Annotated in this window: 19 protein-coding genes and 1 tRNA gene; 11 read left to right on the plus strand and 9 right to left on the minus strand. The window is 49.2% G+C overall.

The features are described from left to right. The first annotated feature begins 20 nt into the window (after positions 1-20). A complete protein-coding gene (locus AUMI_RS07325) occupies positions 21-602 on the plus strand; it encodes a nitroreductase family protein (protein WP_096383004.1) in 582 nt (193 codons plus the stop codon). A 47-nt stretch (positions 603-649) separates the two neighbouring features. On the opposite strand, the gene AUMI_RS07330 is transcribed toward AUMI_RS07325, so the two are convergent. The 3 genes from AUMI_RS07330 to AUMI_RS07340 are packed head-to-tail and all read right to left on the minus strand — an operon-like array spanning position 650 to position 3,465. Continuing rightward, positions 650-1,021 carry a hypothetical protein gene (locus AUMI_RS07330; protein WP_096383006.1) on the minus strand — a complete coding sequence of 124 codons (372 nt, stop codon included), beginning with the start codon at positions 1,019-1,021 and terminating at the stop codon, positions 650-652. Further along, positions 1,021-2,073 carry a threonine aldolase family protein gene (locus AUMI_RS07335; protein ID WP_096383009.1) on the minus strand — a complete coding sequence of 351 codons (1,053 nt, stop codon included), beginning with the start codon at positions 2,071-2,073 and terminating at the stop codon, positions 1,021-1,023. Before AUMI_RS07335 ends, AUMI_RS07330 begins: the two co-directional genes overlap by 1 nt. Before the next feature lie 33 nt (positions 2,074-2,106). Next, entirely contained in the window at positions 2,107-3,465 is a 1,359-nt protein-coding gene (locus AUMI_RS07340) for a DUF6421 family protein (protein ID WP_096383011.1), read from the minus strand. 127 nt (positions 3,466-3,592) lie between these two features. On the opposite strand from AUMI_RS07340, the gene AUMI_RS07345 reads away from it, so the two are divergent. Together AUMI_RS07345 and AUMI_RS07350 are read left to right on the plus strand one after the other, a co-directional pair. Continuing rightward, entirely contained in the window at positions 3,593-4,426 is an 834-nt protein-coding gene (locus AUMI_RS07345) for an SDR family NAD(P)-dependent oxidoreductase (protein WP_096383014.1), read from the plus strand. An 84-nt stretch (positions 4,427-4,510) separates the two neighbouring features. Then, complete coding sequence (locus tag AUMI_RS07350; RefSeq protein WP_096383017.1) at positions 4,511-5,113, plus strand: hypothetical protein; 603 nt, start codon at positions 4,511-4,513, stop codon at positions 5,111-5,113. A gap of 4 nt (positions 5,114-5,117) precedes the next feature. Here AUMI_RS07350 and AUMI_RS07355 read toward each other — a convergent pair whose 3' ends face one another. The 3 genes from AUMI_RS07355 to AUMI_RS07365 form a co-directional block, all read right to left on the minus strand. Beyond that, entirely contained in the window at positions 5,118-5,450 is a 333-nt protein-coding gene (locus tag AUMI_RS07355) for a hypothetical protein (RefSeq protein ID WP_096383019.1), read from the minus strand. A gap of 62 nt (positions 5,451-5,512) precedes the next feature. Next, positions 5,513-6,790 carry an InlB B-repeat-containing protein gene (locus tag AUMI_RS07360; protein WP_148664068.1) on the minus strand — a complete coding sequence of 426 codons (1,278 nt, stop codon included), beginning with the start codon at positions 6,788-6,790 and terminating at the stop codon, positions 5,513-5,515. A gap of 150 nt (positions 6,791-6,940) precedes the next feature. Next, on the minus strand, positions 6,941-7,774 hold the full coding sequence (locus tag AUMI_RS07365) for an exodeoxyribonuclease III (RefSeq protein WP_096383024.1): 834 nt from the start codon (positions 7,772-7,774) through the stop codon (positions 6,941-6,943). Positions 7,775-7,872: 98 nt separating this feature from the next. Between AUMI_RS07365 and AUMI_RS07370 the strand changes: the two genes are divergently transcribed. The 4 genes from AUMI_RS07370 to AUMI_RS07385 all read left to right on the plus strand — a co-directional run bounded on the left by AUMI_RS07370 (position 7,873) and on the right by AUMI_RS07385 (position 11,422). Beyond that, complete coding sequence (locus AUMI_RS07370) at positions 7,873-8,994, plus strand: YncE family protein (protein ID WP_172418287.1); 1,122 nt, start codon at positions 7,873-7,875, stop codon at positions 8,992-8,994. A gap of 126 nt (positions 8,995-9,120) precedes the next feature. Continuing rightward, positions 9,121-9,196: transfer RNA gene (locus AUMI_RS07375), tRNA-Arg, on the plus strand. A gap of 64 nt (positions 9,197-9,260) precedes the next feature. Further along, the gene (locus AUMI_RS07380; RefSeq protein ID WP_096383029.1) at positions 9,261-10,820 is read left to right on the plus strand and encodes a tyrosine-type recombinase/integrase; all 1,560 of its coding nucleotides are present in this window, start codon (positions 9,261-9,263) and stop codon (positions 10,818-10,820) included. Beyond that, entirely contained in the window at positions 10,817-11,422 is a 606-nt protein-coding gene (locus AUMI_RS07385; protein WP_096383031.1) for a helix-turn-helix domain-containing protein, read from the plus strand. Before AUMI_RS07380 ends, AUMI_RS07385 begins: the two co-directional genes overlap by 4 nt. 109 nt (positions 11,423-11,531) lie before the next feature. Here the strand turns inward: AUMI_RS07385 and AUMI_RS08120 are convergent, their stop codons facing one another. Then, complete coding sequence (locus AUMI_RS08120; protein WP_148664070.1) at positions 11,532-13,223, minus strand: zinc-ribbon domain-containing protein; 1,692 nt, start codon at positions 13,221-13,223, stop codon at positions 11,532-11,534. A 288-nt stretch (positions 13,224-13,511) separates the two neighbouring features. Here AUMI_RS08120 and AUMI_RS07395 point away from each other — a divergent pair, with 288 nt between their 5' ends. Both AUMI_RS07395 and AUMI_RS07400 read left to right on the plus strand, forming a co-directional pair. Next, positions 13,512-14,270 carry an HNH endonuclease gene (locus tag AUMI_RS07395; protein ID WP_197702062.1) on the plus strand — a complete coding sequence of 253 codons (759 nt, stop codon included), beginning with the start codon at positions 13,512-13,514 and terminating at the stop codon, positions 14,268-14,270. 62 nt (positions 14,271-14,332) lie between these two features. Next, the gene (locus AUMI_RS07400) at positions 14,333-14,806 is read left to right on the plus strand and encodes a DUF6998 domain-containing protein (RefSeq protein ID WP_096383038.1); all 474 of its coding nucleotides are present in this window, start codon (positions 14,333-14,335) and stop codon (positions 14,804-14,806) included. Positions 14,807-14,858: 52 nt separating this feature from the next. Here the strand turns inward: AUMI_RS07400 and AUMI_RS07405 are convergent, their stop codons facing one another. Then, complete coding sequence (locus AUMI_RS07405; protein WP_096383041.1) at positions 14,859-15,506, minus strand: hypothetical protein; 648 nt, start codon at positions 15,504-15,506, stop codon at positions 14,859-14,861. Between the two features lie 380 nt (positions 15,507-15,886). Here AUMI_RS07405 and AUMI_RS07410 point away from each other — a divergent pair, with 380 nt between their 5' ends. Together AUMI_RS07410 and AUMI_RS07415 are read left to right on the plus strand one after the other, a co-directional pair. Beyond that, complete coding sequence (locus AUMI_RS07410) at positions 15,887-16,450, plus strand: TetR/AcrR family transcriptional regulator (protein ID WP_096383042.1); 564 nt, start codon at positions 15,887-15,889, stop codon at positions 16,448-16,450. Continuing rightward, positions 16,443-17,024, plus strand: a complete 582-nt coding sequence (locus AUMI_RS07415) for a YdeI/OmpD-associated family protein (protein WP_096383045.1) — start codon at positions 16,443-16,445, stop codon at positions 17,022-17,024. The genes AUMI_RS07410 and AUMI_RS07415 overlap by 8 nt, the downstream gene beginning before the upstream one ends. 12 nt (positions 17,025-17,036) lie before the next feature. Here the strand turns inward: AUMI_RS07415 and AUMI_RS07420 are convergent, their stop codons facing one another. Continuing rightward, positions 17,037-17,681 (minus strand): TIGR02453 family protein, encoded by a 645-nt coding sequence (locus AUMI_RS07420; protein ID WP_096383047.1) that lies wholly within the window; start codon positions 17,679-17,681, stop codon positions 17,037-17,039. Positions 17,682-18,071: the final 390 nt, after the last annotated feature.

Consider the following 18,071-nt stretch of genomic DNA (forward strand, 5'->3'; position numbering starts at 1 on the left):
CACACAACACAAGGATAAAAATGTCTCGCACCGCGCACACCAGCGTTCCCATTAACCCCGTACTTGCAGCCCGTTGGAGTCCTCGTTCTTACGACACCACCGCAGTGTTGTCCCCAGCTGATCTCACCCCCGCATTCGAAGCAGCTCGCTGGTCACCTTCAGCAAACAACAGCCAGCCCTGGCGCTTTATTGTTGGATTCCGTGGCGATGACACGTTCAACAAGATTGTTCCCACCCTTGCAGGCTGGAACACCGCATGGATGCCGAACGCCTCCGCCATTGTGGTTGCTATTGCTCAGACCGCAGGCGCTGATGGAACCCCCAACCCCTACGCAATCTATGACCTGGGTCAGTCTGTTGCCCACTTCTCTATTCAGGCACAAACCGACGGACTCTATGTTCACCAGGTTGCTGGAACAGATGTGAAGGCACTTAAGGAAATCTTTAACCTTCCTGCAGGCTTTGAAGCCTTTGTGGCAATTGCTGTGGGCAAGCTTGCTCCAGCAGACTTGCTTCCAGAACCTCTTGCTGAGCGCGAAAAGGCACCACGTGTTCGTCACGAGCTTGCCGAGATTGTTCGCTACGACGCATTCGAAGACTAAATCCTTAACGAAGAAAGCCCCCGAGAAATCGGGGGCTTTCTTTAATGCTAGATCGAGTTGTTTGCGAGGCCGGCAATAGCGGTATTGATCTGGGTGGCAAGCGCCTTGGCATCTGTACAACCAATGGCAAGCTTGTCCCACTTCTCGCCGTGCAGCTCAATCACAACCACTTGTTCACCACGTCGCCAGTTCGCAAAGATACGGTTCCCGTTCTTGCGGAAGCGTCCTTCGGCAATGAAGCCGGGCATTCCGGTTCCGCCGGTGCGAAAGCCAAGACCGTGACGAATGAACGTGGGGTCATCAGTTGCGTGGACCACTGAGTTCAATGGAATTGAAATGTTGGAAGAGAGGGAACCTACTCGCTCCCAAAACGACATCTGAACGGTGAGCTCGGATGTGGTGAGAGTAATGGTGGGCATTACTTGCCTTCGAGGACTTTCTTTACCGCCGAGGCAAAGTAGTCAATGTCATCTTCGGTGGTGTCCCACGCACACATCCAACGAACTTCACCGGTTGCAGGGTTCCAGTCGTAGAAACGGAACTCCTTGCGCAGCTCGTCAGCTACTCCCGGAGGCAAAATAACAAAAACACCATTTGCCTGGGTTTGCTGAGTGAAAGTGATGCCCGGGGTTCCTTCCAGAGCTGAGCGCAAACGCTGAGCCATCTGGTTAGCGTGGTTGGCAAGGTGGTGCCAAAGGTCACCCTCCAGTAATGCAATGAGTTGTGCTGAGGTGAAGCGCATCTTGGATGCCAGCTGCATGTTCATCTTGCGGGAATAGATCAGGCCATCCACTGCGTCAGTGTTGAGCACAACGATTGCTTCTGCACCCATGAGACCATTCTTGGTTCCACCAAAACTGAGAATGTCAACGCCAGCATCACGCGTAAACGCACGGAAGGGAACCCCTAAGGAAGCTGCAGCGTTAGAAATGCGCGCACCATCCATGTGCAGTTTCATTCCCAAGGAGTGGGTGTGTTCAGCAATCGCTTTAACTTCCTCGGGGGTGTAAACCGTTCCGAGTTCAGTCGACTGGGTAATGGTCACAGCCAGCGGCTGGGCACGGTGCTCATCACCGCGACCGTGAGCCTGCTGGTCAATGAGCTCAGGGGTGAGCTTGCCATCAGGTGTTTCCACCGTGAGCAACTTGATTCCACCCACAGCTTCAGGGGCATTGGATTCGTCATTGTTCACGTGTGCAGTTTGAGCACAGATAACGCCACCCCAGCGAGGCAGCAGTGACTGCAGACACATCACGTTTGCACCGGTTCCGTTGAATACCGGGAATACCTCAATACCCATACCAAAGTGGGTCGTCATGACCTGGTGAAGGTGTTCGGTGTAGACATCCTCGCCGTAGGCGATCTGATGTCCACCGTTCACCGCCGAGAGAGCTTCGAGAACTCGGGGGTGAACGCCGGCATAGTTATCTGAGGCAAAGCCGCGCCAAGCGGCATCGTGTACTCGCTGCATACTCTTGAGCCTACGCCGTGGGAGGGTCCGCGCCTAAGCGCGGATTCCCTTGGTGGACTCAATTACAGGCGCGATCTTGCGGTGAAGTGCCTCATAGAACATGGACAGTGGGAACTCGTCGTCCAGAAGCTGGTCGGTGAGTTCGCCAGGTTCTCCGGCAACAGGAAGAGCATCCGCACCCTTAGCCCAGGTGGATGCTGGGTGTGGGGTGAGAGTGCTGGCAACCAGTTCATAAGCAGCAAGCCAGTGAGCAATCTTGGGACGGTCAATAGAGCGCCAGTAGAGCTCATCGATTGCGTCACCGAGTTCAACAACGACATCAGGCAGTGCTGCCCAGTCGATGGAGAGCTTGTTGTTGGTCCAGTGCAAGACTCCGTGCTGGTGCATCCATGCAAACATGAGCTGGCCTGCAACGGCGTCGTAGTTACGCTTGCGGGTTCCGGTCATCGCGAAACGGAAGATGCGGTCGAAGACCACAGCGTATTGAACCAGACGTGCGTGGTGACGGGTTTCTGGGTCAGCAGAACCACCGCGTTCGATCCTCACGCACTCGCGGAATGCGGTGAGGTCACAGCGCAGTTCTTCGAGACCGTAGAGGAAGAAGGGCATGCGCTGCTTGATCATGAAGGGGTCGAAGGGGAGGTCACCGCTCATGTGGGTACGGTCGTGAATCAAGTCCCACATGATGAAGGTCTCTTCAGAGAGCTTCTGGTTGGTCAGCAACTCGGCTGCGTCAGCAGGAAGTTCTAGCCCGGTGATCTCAGCAGCGGCTTCGGTCACAACGGCGAAGCGTGCTGCTTCGCGGTCCTGGAAGATTGCTCCCCAGGTGAACGCGGGAACTTCACGCATAGCTACCGTCTCTGGGAAGAGAACAGCAGAGTTGGTGTCATATCCAGGGGTGAAGTCGATAAAGCGCAGGGGAACAAATAACTTGTTGCCGTATTCGCCAGCTTCGAGCTCAGCGATGAAGTCTGGCCACATTACTTCGACAAGGACTGCCTCGACGAAACGGTTGGTGCTTCCGTTCTGGGTGTACATCGGGAAGACAACGAGGTGGCGAACACCATTGACGCGGTGAGAAGCAGGTGCGAACTCGAGGATGGATGCAAGGAAGTCTGGTTCAGCGAAGCCTCCGTCAACCCAGCGACCAAAGTCAGCAACGACAGCCTCGAGGTAAGAAGCGTCGTGAGGGAAGGCAGGAGCCAATTCTTGGATGGACTCCACGATCACAGCAACAAGCTCGCGAGCGGCGCCATGGTTGGCAGAATCAGGAATAGAACCGTCCTTAACCTGCAACGCCTGGATAGCGGTGGCTGCTTCTTTGAGCGCAACCCATGCAGGGGTGGTTTCGGTGATGTCTGCTGCGGCTGTGATGTCGAGTAGTTGTGTCATACATCTACGGTAACGGAGAATGTGCGCACGTTTCAGCGAAATATTGCGTGAAAACAGCAAGTTTTGCGCAGTTCACGCACATAATCCGCACTACTACGCAACAAATTTGTGTGAGTAGAGTTAAACCATGACCTTCAACGTTGCAGGAAGCAGAATTCTCATCACCGGAGCCGCCATGGGAATGGGGCGTCTCTATGCCGAACGAGCAGTAGCCGAGGGCGCGGAGACAGTCATCCTCTGGGATATTAACAAAGAAGCATTAGCTGAAACGACAAAGGCGTTGCGCGTGCACGCGGATAACCGCCAAGAGATTGTGCCGATGCTCGTCGATATTGGTGAGCGCACCGCAATAGAAAAAGCGTCAGCAAATGTCATTGCCAATCACGGTGGTGTTGACGTGATCATCAACAATGCGGGTGTTGTTCGAGGCACCTACTTCTGGGAACACGAAAACGAACGTGACACCGAGTTCATTATGAAGATCAATGCCCTAGCGCCGATGTTTATCACTCATGAATTCTTGACAGGAATGATGGAAGGAAAGCGTCCCTCCAGAATTGTGAACATTGCCTCAGCTGCCGGCACGCTTTCTAATCCGAAGATGAGCGTTTATGCATCAAGCAAGTGGGCATTGATTGGCTGGAGTGACTCCGTTCGACTCGAGCTCAAACAACAACACATTGACAACGTCAAAGTGACCACAGTCTGCCCGAGCTATATTGCCACCGGCATGTTTGAAGGAGTCAAGGGCCCGTTGATGACACCGATCATGCAGCCGGACTATGTGGTGAACAAAGTCTGGAAAGCCATGCTGGCGGGTAAGCCCATGTTGATGCTGCCGTGGACAGTTCACCTCTCCAAGGTCCTTAAGGGAATTCTTCCGCAGCGCTGGTTTGATGCCATCGCAGACAACATCTTTGGTGTTTACAACACCATGGATAAATTCACTGGAAGAAAGTAAACAGAGGGAAAACTAACCTGTTTGCTCAGAATTCTCTGAGCCTTCGCTGGGTATCCTTGAACTAAGGAAACCTGGGAGTAACGCATGGCTGGCTGGCGCATCTGGCGCAAGGACACATCCATTGATGAACCCTCCCCAGAAATTCTTGAGAGCATCAACTCTTCTGCTGACGATGGATTTGCCATGGCTCGATTGGGCGCCATCATGGCAATCAAAAACAAGATTCTTGTTCAAGCCATCACCCAGCCGGATGCCTTTGACGCGAGCATTTATCTTGCCCCAGCACGTGATGTGATTATGACCTTAGCGGTGGAGTCTCTCGAAACTGCATCCATCGTTTCTGCGGATCTCAAACGTGCACGCAAACTTCGCGGTGAAGCAATGTCGCGCGATGATTACCGTCGTGGGGACGTGAACAACCTCACCATTCGATTGGGTTCACTTGAGCACGTTGCACAACGACTAAAAGACAAGCTTCAGGATGAACAGTGGCTTCGTGAACTCATCACTGAAGCGCATGGTCTTGCCTGGGCTGAACTGTCCCGAGAGATGGAGCGCAATCTCGACCGCAAAGAAGTGATCGAGTTTGGTGATGAGAACTACGAGCAGGAGCGATCTGATCGACTCCGCCAGTTCATCAACCTTGATTTAGCAAAGCTGATTGAAGAGCAAACCCCGGAGTATTAGTGGGTTACTTTAGCGACACAGTAATGAAGGTGATTGCTAACCCAAGCATGAACGCTCCGTAGGTTCCACCTAAGCCAATGAGTGCATAGGTAACGGCATCTTGTTTCTTTATGAGCTGTCGCACAGTGAAGACAATTCCGGTAATTGTGACCAAGGTTGGACCGGCAACGGCGATGTAGTAGCCCAGAGTGAACACTGTCATATTGCAGGTGTCTGGACTGCAGCTATCACTGACCATGGCCAGCATCAGTGCAGGAACAAAAAGGACCAGGTCGCTGAGTACGGCAACCACCAGCAAGACAATGCTGGTAATAATTGAGCCTTTAGTTGAAGTCATGGTTCTTCTTTTTCTCGGCAAAGTTCATTACTGCACTTTACCCCGAAGGAAACTTCAACGAATTAGTTGGGTGTCTTCCTTATGGCAAGACCAGCAATAATCACCGAAGCACCAGCCATCAAAATAAGTAATGATCCCCAAGCAAGGGATAGTGAAGATCCTGTTTGGGCAAGGCTAGGTTCCACAGCAACCCATTGAGCATAGAGAGTGATGTTTCCAGTGCCGCTGGGAGAATATGTATTGCCAAGTGCAGTTCCCCCTGTGGGGTTGATGAACCATCCAGTAAAGGTGTAGCCCGGCCTGGTAGGAGGAGCTGCCAGGTTGATTGTTGAACCTATTGTGTAGCTACCATTGCTCACACTGGATCCACCTTGAGAGTCATATGTAACGGTGTACGGGGTGAGCTGCCATTGAGCGAATAAATCAAGGTCTAGATCAAATGAATAAACCTCCTGATTTGTATAGGCAGTACCCTGACCGTTAGCTTGTGTGTTCCAACCAGTGAATGTGTAACCAGGTTTCGTAAATGAATTTGCGGTCAGCGCTGTAGAAGTATTTGCAACCTGGTCAGACATGCTCCCGGAGCCTGTGTTGTTGTTGAAAGTGACAGTGTGATTTGAGTAGAGCGTTTGGGAAAGTACTAAACGTGGGTTGACGGTCTGGGGAGTGGTGGCAACCGCAAGGTTGTCAAACTCGAAGCCACCACCCGACAAGACAACTCTGTCGAAGGTGAGGTTTCCTCCAGCAAAAAGGTGAAGGTAAACGAAAGGCTCATTTGAGGTAATTGTGGAAGCGCTTGAGGGTGTCGTCGAAGAGTATCCGCGAGGGTTTCCGAAGTACCAACCTTTGTTGTAGGTCGTACCGTCTATAGCTGTGAAGTTGTTTGATCCAGGCCATGGTGACGGTGAGGTACCAAACTGGCTCATGATTGTTTGAGTTGTCAGAGTAATGAGTAGTTCGTTTCCGCTGTAGAACTGCACGGTATTGCCGTTAGATCCAGCAGACCACCACAGCCCAAAATACTTTGAGGCGCTGGCAAGCGTCAGAGTCATTGCGCCGCCACTGACTGTTGTGGCGTAGTTTGACCCAGATCCACCTACCGCAGGGGTACTACCTGCAGGGGTTGATGCCCCTCCATATTGGCCTACAGGGTCAACTCGGCAAGCACCGCTCATCGTTCCCACGGCAAGTGTCCCAGGGCAACTGGCCCCGGTCGTTGCTGTATCGAAGGTTTCTTGCACTCCACCCGTCGCGGTTGTGTAAGACCCTTGTACGAATGGAGCGTCGTAGTACACGCTCAAAGTGTCATTATTTACTGCTTGAGCTGGGGTGGCAGTCAACGCAACAAAACTGATAACAACTGCTAGTCCAGCAAGGAATTTGTAAAGACGTTACAAGGCTTAGAACCAAACTGAAAAGTGGGGAAAAGTCCCTTAAATAATAGGGGTTATTCCCCTATTTGTACTATTCGTTTGGTTTTCGGATTTTGATTACCAAATCATGGGACGGTCGTCTTCGTCGCCCTCGCGCACTAAGTCAACCACGACGGGGACGTGGTCGCTAGGACCATCACCTTTTCTTTCATCCCGAGCAATGTGAGCACTGTCGACCATGTCAGCAAACGCTGGTGAGCCCAATATGAAATCGATCCGCATGCCTTCGTTGCGGGGGAAGCGTAGCTGCTTGTAATCCCAGTAGGTGTAGCCCTCTGGGATGAGTGGACGAACTACGTCTTTCAAGCCAACCGCTTCAAAGGCGAAGAAGGCTTCACGTTCAGGAGGTGAGACGTGAGTGCTTCCAGCAAACTCTGCGATGTCCCACACGTCGTGGTCATAGGGAACGACATTCCAGTCACCCAGCAATGCCAGAGGCATATCTGGTGATTCAGCCAACCAGCCGGCAGTGTCCCGAGCTAGACCACGCAGCCACTCAAGTTTGTAGGAGTAGTGGGGGTGGTCAAGCTCACGACCATTAGGAACATACAAACTCCACACGCGCACCCCATCAACGGTGGCGGCAATCGCACGCGCTTCCAGCGGAGCGTTGCCGTCAGCGTCCGGTTCCCCAAACCCAGGTTGCGAAGGGAATGTAATTTGGACATCTTCCAGTGGCAGACGTGAAGCGATGGCGACGCCATTCCACTGGTTCAAGCCATGCAGGACAACCTCATACCCAGCTGCTGTGAATGCGTCATAAGGGAATTGGTTGTCTCGGCATTTGATCTCTTGCATGCACAGGACGTCGATATCCTCGCGAACCAGAAAGTCCGTTACTCGTTCAACACGAGCACGAATAGAGTTCACGTTCCAGGTGGCAATGCGCATCTCTCTAAGGTATATCGAAGCAAGTAAGCCGCAATAATTACAGATATTCTGTGATGACGCCCGCTGAGAGATTGGTTCTCTTCCACGACAGGATGTTCATGACAATACAGACCTCTTTCAGAACAATTTCTCAAGGAATACTGACTGCTGTTGCCGCACTAATTCTTACTTTGCTGTTGCCGCTCTCCGCATCTGCTGCAGTGGGGGACACGGTGAATATCGCTGTGGGGACGACGCCTCGAGCGATTGCAATTAGCCCAGATGGCACGAAAGTCTACGTAGCAAATTCAGCGTCAAATACTGTCAGCGTCATCAACGCAACAACCAACACTGTCTCAGCCACAATAAATGTTGGGCAATCTCCCCGTGCCGTAGAGGTGTCTCCTGACGGCTCAAAACTGTATGTCGCCAACCTCTCTAGCGACTCGATGAACGTGATTAATACGTCAACCAACCAGGTGACAAATACCGTCAGCCTTGGCCTGTCTCCTCTTGCAATCGCGGTTTCTGGCGACGGCTCCAAAGTATTCGTCGCTAACTGGGCTGCGGACACGGTCAGTGTGGTTGATGCTACTTCCCTCAACGTCTCGGCCACTATCAACGTCGGTGATGGCCCACAGGCCCTCGGCCTCTCGTCTCAATCGGGTCTGTTGTATGTGGCCAACGGCCGCGATGACACGATGACGTTGATTAACACGGCAACAAACACAGTTACTCAAACAATCAATACAGGGTTGAGTAATCCAAACACCTTGCTCGTCTCCGCTGACGGAACACTGCTCTATGTTCTCAACAACGGCACTAATGCTATTCAGGTCAGAAGCACAGCGAACAACGCAGTCACCGCAACCTTTGCCGTTGCTAGTCAGCCCTCCAGCATGGTTTTTTCGCCCTTGGGCAATTATGCATTTGTAACCTCATTTGCCACATCAGTGGTCCAAAAAGTAGATCTCTCAAATGGAACAGTTTTGGCAACCTACACGGTGGGAACAGCTCCAATCGATCTTGTAATCACCCCTTCAGGCTTTAACACCTTTGTTGCGAACTACACTTCCAACAATGTCACGAACCTGACTGTTGCCGAGGCGGCAGCTCCAGTTGATCCAGCGCTTGCTCGAACAGGAGTGCAACCTTCACAAGCAATTTTGGTAGGTGTGATGGGTGTGCTTTCGCTCGCGTTTGGAGCAATTGAAATCACAGCAGCTCGACGCACCAAGTAACTGACATAGCTCCACGGCAGATACTTTTTGTTTGCTGGGGCCTTTGAAAAAACCTTGCGTCAGCGAAAAAGGATTTTTGAGCACTGAGCCCGCCCTGCTATGCTTGCTCAGTTGGTTTCCAACACTGCGCCCGTAGCTCAACGGATAGAGCATCTGACTACGGATCAGAAGGTTGGGGGTTCGAATCCCTCCGGGCGCACCAATAAAGACCTTTACATTCAAGGTTTTCGTTCAAGGCCTAGCTCCTATTTCCAAGGAGCACTTTCATGGTCAGCCAAAAAGTAAGCCAATCTGGCAACTTTCAAAAAAATCTAAGTCAAAAGTCGCCGTGTCGTACGAATACCACCAATGGTTGCGATGAAATTTTAAACACTAGATCAGACCGGCAAGATTTATACGGTGTGCCTGCTCAGCCGCTTGAACTTGAAAAGGTGAATAGCAACGGACTGAGCGTGAGCCGCTTTTTGGACGAGTCGGTTCTGATAACTGAATATACGACGCAGCCCAACTCAGTGACTGATGAAAGTGCCGCAGAGATAAAGCTGACTTCCAGAAATCGTGGTGGATCCACTGCGCCGACACCTAGCTCACGTGAGGGGGTGTCCGGCATGCCTCAAATCGGCAACGGATCCATCTTTGAAAGTAAAACAGCACGCGGTAAAACCGTTTGGAAAGTTGAAATATCAATAGGAACGGACTTTAGAGGAAAACGTAAACGAGTTCGTAGGACTGCTCACAGCTACACCGAAGCGATCAAACTACAACGCTCGATGCTATTGCAACTTGAACAAGGAACGCTTGGGCAAAGAAAAACTGAATCATTTAGACAGTATTCGAATTGGTGGCTTGAAAATGTGAAGCCGCTGAGGGTTAGAACTTCAACCCTCACTGATTATCAGGATCGCTTGATAAGAAATGTGTACCCAGCCTTTGGTGATCGAAGGCTCAGCGATATAACTCCAGTAGATATTGAAGAGTGGCTTGTATTTCTTGCTCGGCAAGGAAAATCAACAGCAACCATTAACGGAGCTAAACAAGTATTGGGAGCCGTTCTCGAACATGCCTTTAGACAAGGAAAGTTATCTAGAAATCCCGCAGCGATTGTCACCAGACTCCCTAAACGACATGACGAACCAACTCGGGTGAAATCTCCTTGGACAAAAAAAGAAGTGCAATATGTTCTCGAGGCGTCACACAACACAAATCAAGACCTATTTGTGCATCTCGCATTAATTTTCGGACTGCGAAGAGGAGAAATTTTAGGTCTCAAATGGGAAGATTTTGATTTTCCAAATGGAATCCTCCACATAAGAAGAAGCCTCAAAGAAGAGCGATCAATAAACAGCGACGGTAGTGGTTCGGTAAAGCTGGCATACTGTTTGCCCAAAACCAAGTCAAGCGCTCGAAAGTTATACCTAACTCCCTTGGTTCTCGCTTCCATTCAGAGACATCGGGAATTTGTAATGAAACTGAAGAATAGCGCTGGAAATTCTTGGCAAGAACATGATTGTGTCTTTCCAAGCTCTATCGGCACTCCAGTAAGCCCAAGCAACATGGTGAAGGCATTCAAAGCCTTTCTTCTTTCGAACCAAATCCGAGCTATTCGAGCGCATGATATGCGCCATACAGCCGCAGTGTTAGGCCTCGAAGCAGGGGTGAGAATTGAAGCCGTCTCCCAAGGCTTAGGACATTCGCGCATCGACGTTACAAAGTCCGTCTATGCCCCTCATGTCCAGCCTCTAATGGCCGAGTTCACGATCGGAGTAAGTGAATATATTGCCCCAGAAGATGAAATGGTTCGAGTCCGGGAGGTTTGTGCCTCATGAAAAACACCAATTTCACGATGGTGCCAAATGCATTCATTAGGTCACCACATTTAGATCCGTATGAAAAAACAATTTGGATTTATCTCAAATCTAGACAAGGAGTAAACGCCACATCCTGGCCGTCACATCAAACCATTTCTAAAGAAACATCGATTGGGAAATCAACTGTAAAGAGAAAAATCAATAACTTGATAGAGAAGGGATTGCTCCAATCCACACAACGATTCGTTGGGCATGAACAGACCACGAATACATATACGGTCCTCTTTATGCCTGATGAATTTCTGGATAGTTCACCCAGGTTCATAGCGAGCCCACCTGAGTTCACATCGAGCTACAAAGAAGATACAAGTCAAGAAGATACATTCAATAACACCCCGTTTACAACGGGGGAGAAATCTTGGACTAATTTGCAGCCTGAACGAAAGATCACCGAAAAGCAGAGAGAGTACTTACGCGACTTGATAGCTGAGTCAGAAGATTGCTCAACAAATGAAGCGGATGAATACATTGATGAGTTGATGCCTTTGTCCCAGGTCGAAGCTAATGAGTTAATTAGTGAGTATTGGGTTGAATTACGCAAAAACAATGTCTACGGATAGGAGGGGGGCACCCCCTCCCCCCACAGGCAAGTCGAGGCGTCACGGTTAGCCGACACACACATTGGCAAAACCCGACAGGGGGGTCACGCAAGTTTGAGCAATTTAAGAATTAATATTGCTTCTCGATTTCTTCAATAATTTGGTCCAAGAAGAAATCTATTTGTTGTATCAAAATAAAGTCACTTGGTTCATCTGGTGAGAAAGTTTCTGTCTCACCACCTTTAGGCATCTCCTCTTTATCCAAATATGGCGGAAGCATCAAGTCATTTCTTAGCCAAAAAAGAACTCTTCTTTCTAGTTCATGGACAACACTTCCGTTGTGGTGGACGACTTGTTTCTTAAGCTGAAAACCCTGTTTTTCCCAAAGCCTGAGCCTTCCTTTGGAAGCAGAAATATTCGTAATGCCTATCTTTCTAGCCGCCCTTCCGAAGTCATTATTTCTCTCTACAAAATAGAACAATCCCGGTTGCCCATCGTTAAATCCTGTCTCTGCGCATGCTGGGCAGCTACTTCCTGATTTGATTTGGGTAGGAGTCGTTTTCCAGGTCAAGTTACAGTTCAGGCATCTGGCAAGATATTTTGAACGTGCTTTTATGGGCTGTTCTAACCATTCAATTTCTGCTAGTTTTGCTCGCTTATCCCACTCGCCGTCAGGAACAATTACTCCCGAGCAGACCGGACATCCTGAGCCTCTAGCAATCGTGGAGGGGATGACTTTCCACACATAGTTACAGGTCAAACATCTTGCAGACTTTTTCTCTGAATTATTAGTTGGGGCTTCAATCCATTCCAGACCAGCCTTTGAGGCCCTGTCGTTCCATATTTCAGGAGAAAGAAGTCTTTTACCTCTCCGAATTACTTCTTTGCACACAGGGCAGCCAGCCCCTTGGGAAACTGAACCTGGATTTGCCTCCCAAACAAATCCACATTCGATGCATTGTGCTTTTGTTTTTGTGTGTCTACCCTTGACATCTTCTAGCCAACGAAGATTTTCTGCTGCCGCCCTTTCATCCCAAATCGCTTGTGGCACCTGAAGGTTCCCAGAGCACGAGGGGCATCCAGAACCTTTATTTATGTTTGAGGGAGTCGGAAACCAGGTGTATGAACATTTGAGGCATGTAGCTTCTGTCTTTGTAGATGCCTTATCAGGAACACCCTTTGACCAACGTATTCCCGCGGCTTTTGCTCTTTCATTCCACTCTTCTGGAGATATTTTCTTTCCTGGAAAGGATCTGTTTTTATTGGCACATAGGGGGCAACGGGATCCTTGCTTTAGGTTCCCAGGGTTCGCCTCCCATTCGTGTCTACAAATTAAGCAACGCGCAAGTGTCTTTGAATGGCTATTTCTGGGGATGTCGATCCACTCAATATTTGCTGTAATTGCAAGTTGCTTCCAGGCAGCTATTTGTTTTTCATCCTGTGTGCGTTTACTGGGGCATCTTGGATGCCCAGTCTTTGAAATTTTTCTCGGGTCAGCCTTCCATGTAGATCCGCACAAAAGGCAGCGTGCAAATTTGGATTTATCAGATAAAGTTTCTGGAGTTTGGTCTACCCACTCGGCCTGAACAAGATCAATTCTTCTTTGCCATTCGTCTACATGAACTCGGCTATTTAACCGCGCACATGGATTGCAGGATTTTCTTCCTTTTGCAATGTTGGCTGGGAATACTTCCCACTCATTCCCGCAGTCTAGGCACCTAACTCGAGTTAGAACATCGTTCCTATGTGGGGGATTATCAACCCACTGTAAATTGAGGGCTGCAGCGCGATCTTCCCAGACCTTGCCAGAAATTTTCGGCATCGACTAATTACCATCTACTTCAGCGCAAACCTCTAGCCAGTAAAGGTTATATGGGAGCCACAAACGAAGATTGGAAAATGAATCTGTTTTATTCATCTCTTTATAATCAGATCTTCTAATTGATTAGCACTGACAACCATTATTCCACCCAACCTAATTCTTCAGATTACTCCTATGAAAAGGTTGAACTAAATGGTTCAACCAATAACCTACGCAACCGAACAAATCGGTATTCATCCAGGAATCACATAGCAGTCTCTGATTTAATTGTTACGAACTGGGGGTACCTTGATTGACAAAAAAACTTGCACGCGCTGCAGTGTTGAGAAGCCATTAAGCGAATTCAACAAAAATTCACGTTCGCGAGACGGGCTAACTCCCCATTGCAAAGTTTGCCGCAAGCAACATCGAGAAGAAACAAAAGAACAAATCTCGATGAAAAATCGTCAACGATATCTTGCAAAAGGTGAGGAAATCAGAGAACGCTCACGTAGATGGCGCGATGAACACCCTGAAGAAGTAATTAACTATCGGAAGCAATATCGAGCAGAAAATAAAGAACTACTTGCTTCAAAAGATCGAAAATATCGCGAAGAAAATGCTCAAAAAATAAATCAAGTTCGCAAAAAATACAGAGAAGAACATAGACAAGAGCTAGTAGAGAAAGTCCGATTGTGGGCTCAAAATAACGTAGAAAGAGCGAATACCAACAAACGTGTCTGGGTTCAAAATAATCCAGAAAAGGCATCTGCGGCAGGAAAACAATGGCGCGATCTTAATCCTCTCAAGCGCCGAGAAATGAAAAACCGCAGAAGAGCAAGATTAAGATCAAACGGAGTTTACGAAATCAGTCAACAATTTCTAGAGGATCTCTACTCATCTTCATGTGTAGCGTGCGGGAAATCAGAAGACATAACTGCAGACCACATAATTCCAATAGCCCGAGGAGGGCTGCATTCTGAGGAGAATTTGCAGCCCCTATGTGGAGCATGTAACAGCAGTAAGCGCGATAAAACAATGGATGAGTGGCAGGGAAGAACGAGATAACAAAATGAATTTTCCAAAAACAAATGCTTTGGTTGACTAGCTTTAGCTAAAGAAAGCGAATTATGACTCCAGCTGAATACTTGAGAGCACTTGAAAGCATCAGGCGACTTGGGCGCGAGCTAGGCTATACGCGCACGGCGTCTGATCCCGCAGGTGAAGTGATGGAGCTTGTCACCGCGCATGCATTTGATGGAGAGCTTGCACCGCCAAGTACAAAATCAATTGATGTAGTTGCGGCCAATGGCGACCGAATACAAGTGAAGACCGCTATGCGGCGCAATTACAACAACGTAAGGTTTTCGAAGGCTTACTACTACGGGGCAGATCGTCTTGAGCTTGATTCCTTTGTATTTATCATCCTTACAAATGAGGGCGATGTTGCTGAGGCTCGACAACTCTCACAAGACGAATACCTTATGCACGCCCGTAAAAACGGTGATTACACATGGATTGACTACAACGGAATTCGAGACGTTGGATTAGATATAACTTCACTAATTCGGGAAGTCGCAAATAGTTATTTGCTTAGCAGATAGCTCCTAGATGGAATAGCAACGGTTGGTTTACATTAATCAGTAGAAGTGTTACTTACCCCAGTTGCTTACAGGCATTCTTAAAGTTGAGGCTAGCTTGTTGAACGGTTCCGATAGTGCTTGCTTCAACAACATCTATCGCCATGAAGTCCGCCAGTAGTCCATATGCATCCGCCAGCGCGTATCCGTAGCTTTGAACCTGATTTGCACTTGACGCCGCGGATCGGATGTCCATAGAGACAGATGCAACTATTGGCGAAGCACTTACTCGTGACATTCCAGAGATTTGACTTCCAACTGAGTTTTCAATCTGAGCAATCTTCGTACATGCATCTTTGTCTGGGGCTAATTGTGCCTTTGCAGCTTCAGCCGCAGCCTGAGCCTGTTTTCTCTTAGCTTCAGCCTGTTGCTGTGCATCTGCTTCTGCTTGAGCGGACTGGCTTGCTGCTACCCTTGCACTTTCTTGTTGGGAAGCGTTTGAAGAAGCTGCTACAAAAATAATCAAAAGAAGAATCGCGGCCCCGATAGCTACCCAGACATAAGGATTAGTTTTACCGGTCTGATGATCGTCAACTTGGGGCGCTTCAGGGTGGGCTAATACTTCTGGAACTTCTTGAGTCGCTTGATTGTCGGGGAAACGTTCACCGCAGCTTGGGCAGAAATTCCCTTTGACCCGTTTTTCCCCGCAATTACTGCAGTACATATATCCCCCGCTTAGACGCTATGTGATCGGCGATTTTATTTGGCTCAATAAAACGTATTCAGCCTACAATTTCTCCCGAAACATGTCAGCCAAAATGTCAGCCATGAATACATGCCAATGTGGCATTTTTCTAGCAAAATAAGTCATTTGTTTCTAAAAAAATCGATATTTCTTTAGTGCTAGGCCAGCTGAATAGAACTACGGATTAGAACTTTCGGGTTCGAATCCTTCCGGGCGCACCAGTGTATACCCCTGTAAATGCAAGGGTTCTTTTTCTACACCCATGCTAATTTGCCTCTCAATCCCACTCGAAGCCACGCACTTAGTCAGCAAAGTGTAAATTTATAGACACAACGTTCATTATGTAGGAGGGTGCGCACATGCCAAATAAGGAACAACTTGACCCGCGTGTGGTCCGCACACAGCACGATGTTCCAGCTGTGGCACTTCGTCTGCTCATTGATGAGGGCTGGGAGTCAGTCACGCCTGCGCGTGTGGCAGAAGAAGCAGGCTACTCTCGAGCGACTGTTTACGCCCACTGGCCAGATCGCACCGACTTGGTCCGAGATGCCTTTGCCCAGTACCAAGAGATGCCACACTTTGAGTCCAGTGGAAATCCGGCAATAGATTTGCGAGGTGAGCTCGAAAGTTTTTGTCGTGCGATGGTTGAAAGTCGGCTTGATCGAGCGCTTGCAACCCTCGCAGAGCGCGCACAGACAAACCCCGAGATCGTTCCTGTTCGAGATCGCTTCGTTGCAGCGGGGGAGAAACCAATGCGGCAGACTCTTGCCACCTTCACAGAACCCGTTGAGTTCGAAGCTGCGGTACAAATGCTTTGTGGAATGGTTACCCATTCGGCGCTCATGCACGGTTCTCCTCCAAGCAACGAGGTCATCGACGCCGCTGTTGGCATAGTTTTGCGAGGTCTCACGCAACGTGCTTGATTCTCAGCGTTTCGAACATGTTGAAGTTGCATCTGCAGACGAACTACACAAGTGGCTTGATAAGCACCACACCCAAACTGAAGCTGTATGGTTAGTGACTTTCAAAAAGGTTGTTCAAGATAAATACCTATCCACTTCTCAAGTGCTTGACGAGCTAGTCTCATTCGGTTGGATTGACGGAATTCGACGGGCTTTAGACTCCGAACGCACAATGCAACTGATCAGCCCTCGGCGGACTCAGCCATGGGCAAAAACCTACAAAGACCGTGCAGAAAAACTTATTTCAGAAGGGCGAATGCAAGCACCAGGGATAGCTTCTGTAGAGCTCGCGAAGAACACAGGCGCATGGGAAGCTATGGCCGACGTTGACGCTCTTGTGGTTCCGGAAGATTTTCAAAGAGCCCTTGAAGCAGTCCCCAACGCGTGGGAAGAATATCAAGCATTCCCTCCGTCGGTCCGCAGAAACATTTTGCGCTGGATAGCCTCTGCAAAGACCGAGCAAACACGTAGCAAACGAATTGGTCTCACCGTTAGCGAAGCGCGTTTGGGGCGAAGAGTAAAGAGCAACGGCTAGTTTGCTTACGAACTAGTGGCTACGTTGAATTGTCGATGGACCAACATATGTTTCGACCCACTCGATGAGGGGAACCAATGCCTTCCAGGTCTCAAGAATTCTTTCGGGCTTAGCTTCTAAAGGTAGCTGGCGTAATGCTGCGTAGTGCTGCAAACGAAGAAGCTCAATCGCAGGATGAATTGGATCCATCCCACGCGGTGCGGTCTTGAGAGAAGGACCAGCAACAGTAAACCCCTTGGCTATGAGTTCATCGAAAATTGCCTTGAGGTCATCGGCGACTTTTGGGTTTTCCGCAATAGCTGTTCGCGCCCGATCAAGTTGGTCTCTAGCTGGTTCATAGAGTCCACCTCCAGCTTCGAGGCGCTCGGGGTTGAGGTTGAGGTAGACGCCACCAACATTGCCTGCCCACATGCTTGCATCAGTTCGATAAGGGTCTTTATTTGCACTAAATCGCACATCTCGATTGGGGCGCATGATTTTTCCAGGCCCGTACATCGACTCAGCAACGCAGAGTAGATCTTCAAGTGGTTGGCGCACAGCACGTGAATAGAGTTCACGATTTGCCTCGAAGTAGGCCTTGCTATTATCCGCAGCGATACCCAGCAGGTAGCTGGCGGCCTCAGAAGTAAAGCCCTGAAGGTCTTCGGATGATGACATTTTTACTCCGTTCAAGTTTGCAATCTGCGAACCACTCAATACCAAACTATTTTACATAATGTCAATTAGTTAACAAAACGACTAACTTACTCGCAGAGGGTGTACACCCACCTTCAAACTTTCACTGCAACCCGCCCTATTTTCCTTGGGCTCATAACCATGTAAATGTGCGATGGGTTAGTTCTGCTCAAGAAGTCAGCCACAAAGTCAGCCACAAGCTCAGCCAATTTGGCATATTTTTAGCCCAAAACCGCCCAACTATGGCGTAAAATCAGGGAATAAAACTACAGCTAGGCCTTCGGAATAGAACTACGGATCAGAAGGTTGGGGGTTCGAATCCCTCCGGGCGCACAGGTAACGGAACGTTTCTACTCGGAAATGTTCCGTTTT

Source organism: Aurantimicrobium minutum (assembly GCF_002355535.1).
Lineage (GTDB): Bacteria > Actinomycetota > Actinomycetes > Actinomycetales > Microbacteriaceae > Aurantimicrobium > Aurantimicrobium minutum.

Coding starts and splice junctions, on each gene's coding strand:
- AUMI_RS07325 (WP_096383004.1), top strand. CDS start 21: ATGTCTCGCACCGCGCACACCAGCGTTCCCATTAACCCCGTACTTGCA.
- AUMI_RS07330 (WP_096383006.1), bottom strand. CDS start 1,021: ATGCCCACCATTACTCTCACCACATCCGAGCTCACCGTTCAGATGTCG.
- AUMI_RS07335 (WP_096383009.1), bottom strand. CDS start 2,073: ATGCAGCGAGTACACGATGCCGCTTGGCGCGGCTTTGCCTCAGATAAC.
- AUMI_RS07340 (WP_096383011.1), bottom strand. CDS start 3,465: ATGACACAACTACTCGACATCACAGCCGCAGCAGACATCACCGAAACC.
- AUMI_RS07345 (WP_096383014.1), top strand. CDS start 3,593: ATGACCTTCAACGTTGCAGGAAGCAGAATTCTCATCACCGGAGCCGCC.
- AUMI_RS07350 (WP_096383017.1), top strand. CDS start 4,511: ATGGCTGGCTGGCGCATCTGGCGCAAGGACACATCCATTGATGAACCC.
- AUMI_RS07355 (WP_096383019.1), bottom strand. CDS start 5,450: ATGACTTCAACTAAAGGCTCAATTATTACCAGCATTGTCTTGCTGGTG.
- AUMI_RS07365 (WP_096383024.1), bottom strand. CDS start 7,774: ATGCGCATTGCCACCTGGAACGTGAACTCTATTCGTGCTCGTGTTGAA.
- AUMI_RS07370 (WP_172418287.1), top strand. CDS start 7,873: ATGACAATACAGACCTCTTTCAGAACAATTTCTCAAGGAATACTGACT.
- AUMI_RS07380 (WP_096383029.1), top strand. CDS start 9,261: ATGGTCAGCCAAAAAGTAAGCCAATCTGGCAACTTTCAAAAAAATCTA.
- AUMI_RS07385 (WP_096383031.1), top strand. CDS start 10,817: ATGAAAAACACCAATTTCACGATGGTGCCAAATGCATTCATTAGGTCA.
- AUMI_RS08120 (WP_148664070.1), bottom strand. CDS start 13,223: ATGCCGAAAATTTCTGGCAAGGTCTGGGAAGATCGCGCTGCAGCCCTC.
- AUMI_RS07400 (WP_096383038.1), top strand. CDS start 14,333: ATGACTCCAGCTGAATACTTGAGAGCACTTGAAAGCATCAGGCGACTT.
- AUMI_RS07405 (WP_096383041.1), bottom strand. CDS start 15,506: ATGTACTGCAGTAATTGCGGGGAAAAACGGGTCAAAGGGAATTTCTGC.
- AUMI_RS07410 (WP_096383042.1), top strand. CDS start 15,887: ATGCCAAATAAGGAACAACTTGACCCGCGTGTGGTCCGCACACAGCAC.
- AUMI_RS07420 (WP_096383047.1), bottom strand. CDS start 17,681: ATGTCATCATCCGAAGACCTTCAGGGCTTTACTTCTGAGGCCGCCAGC.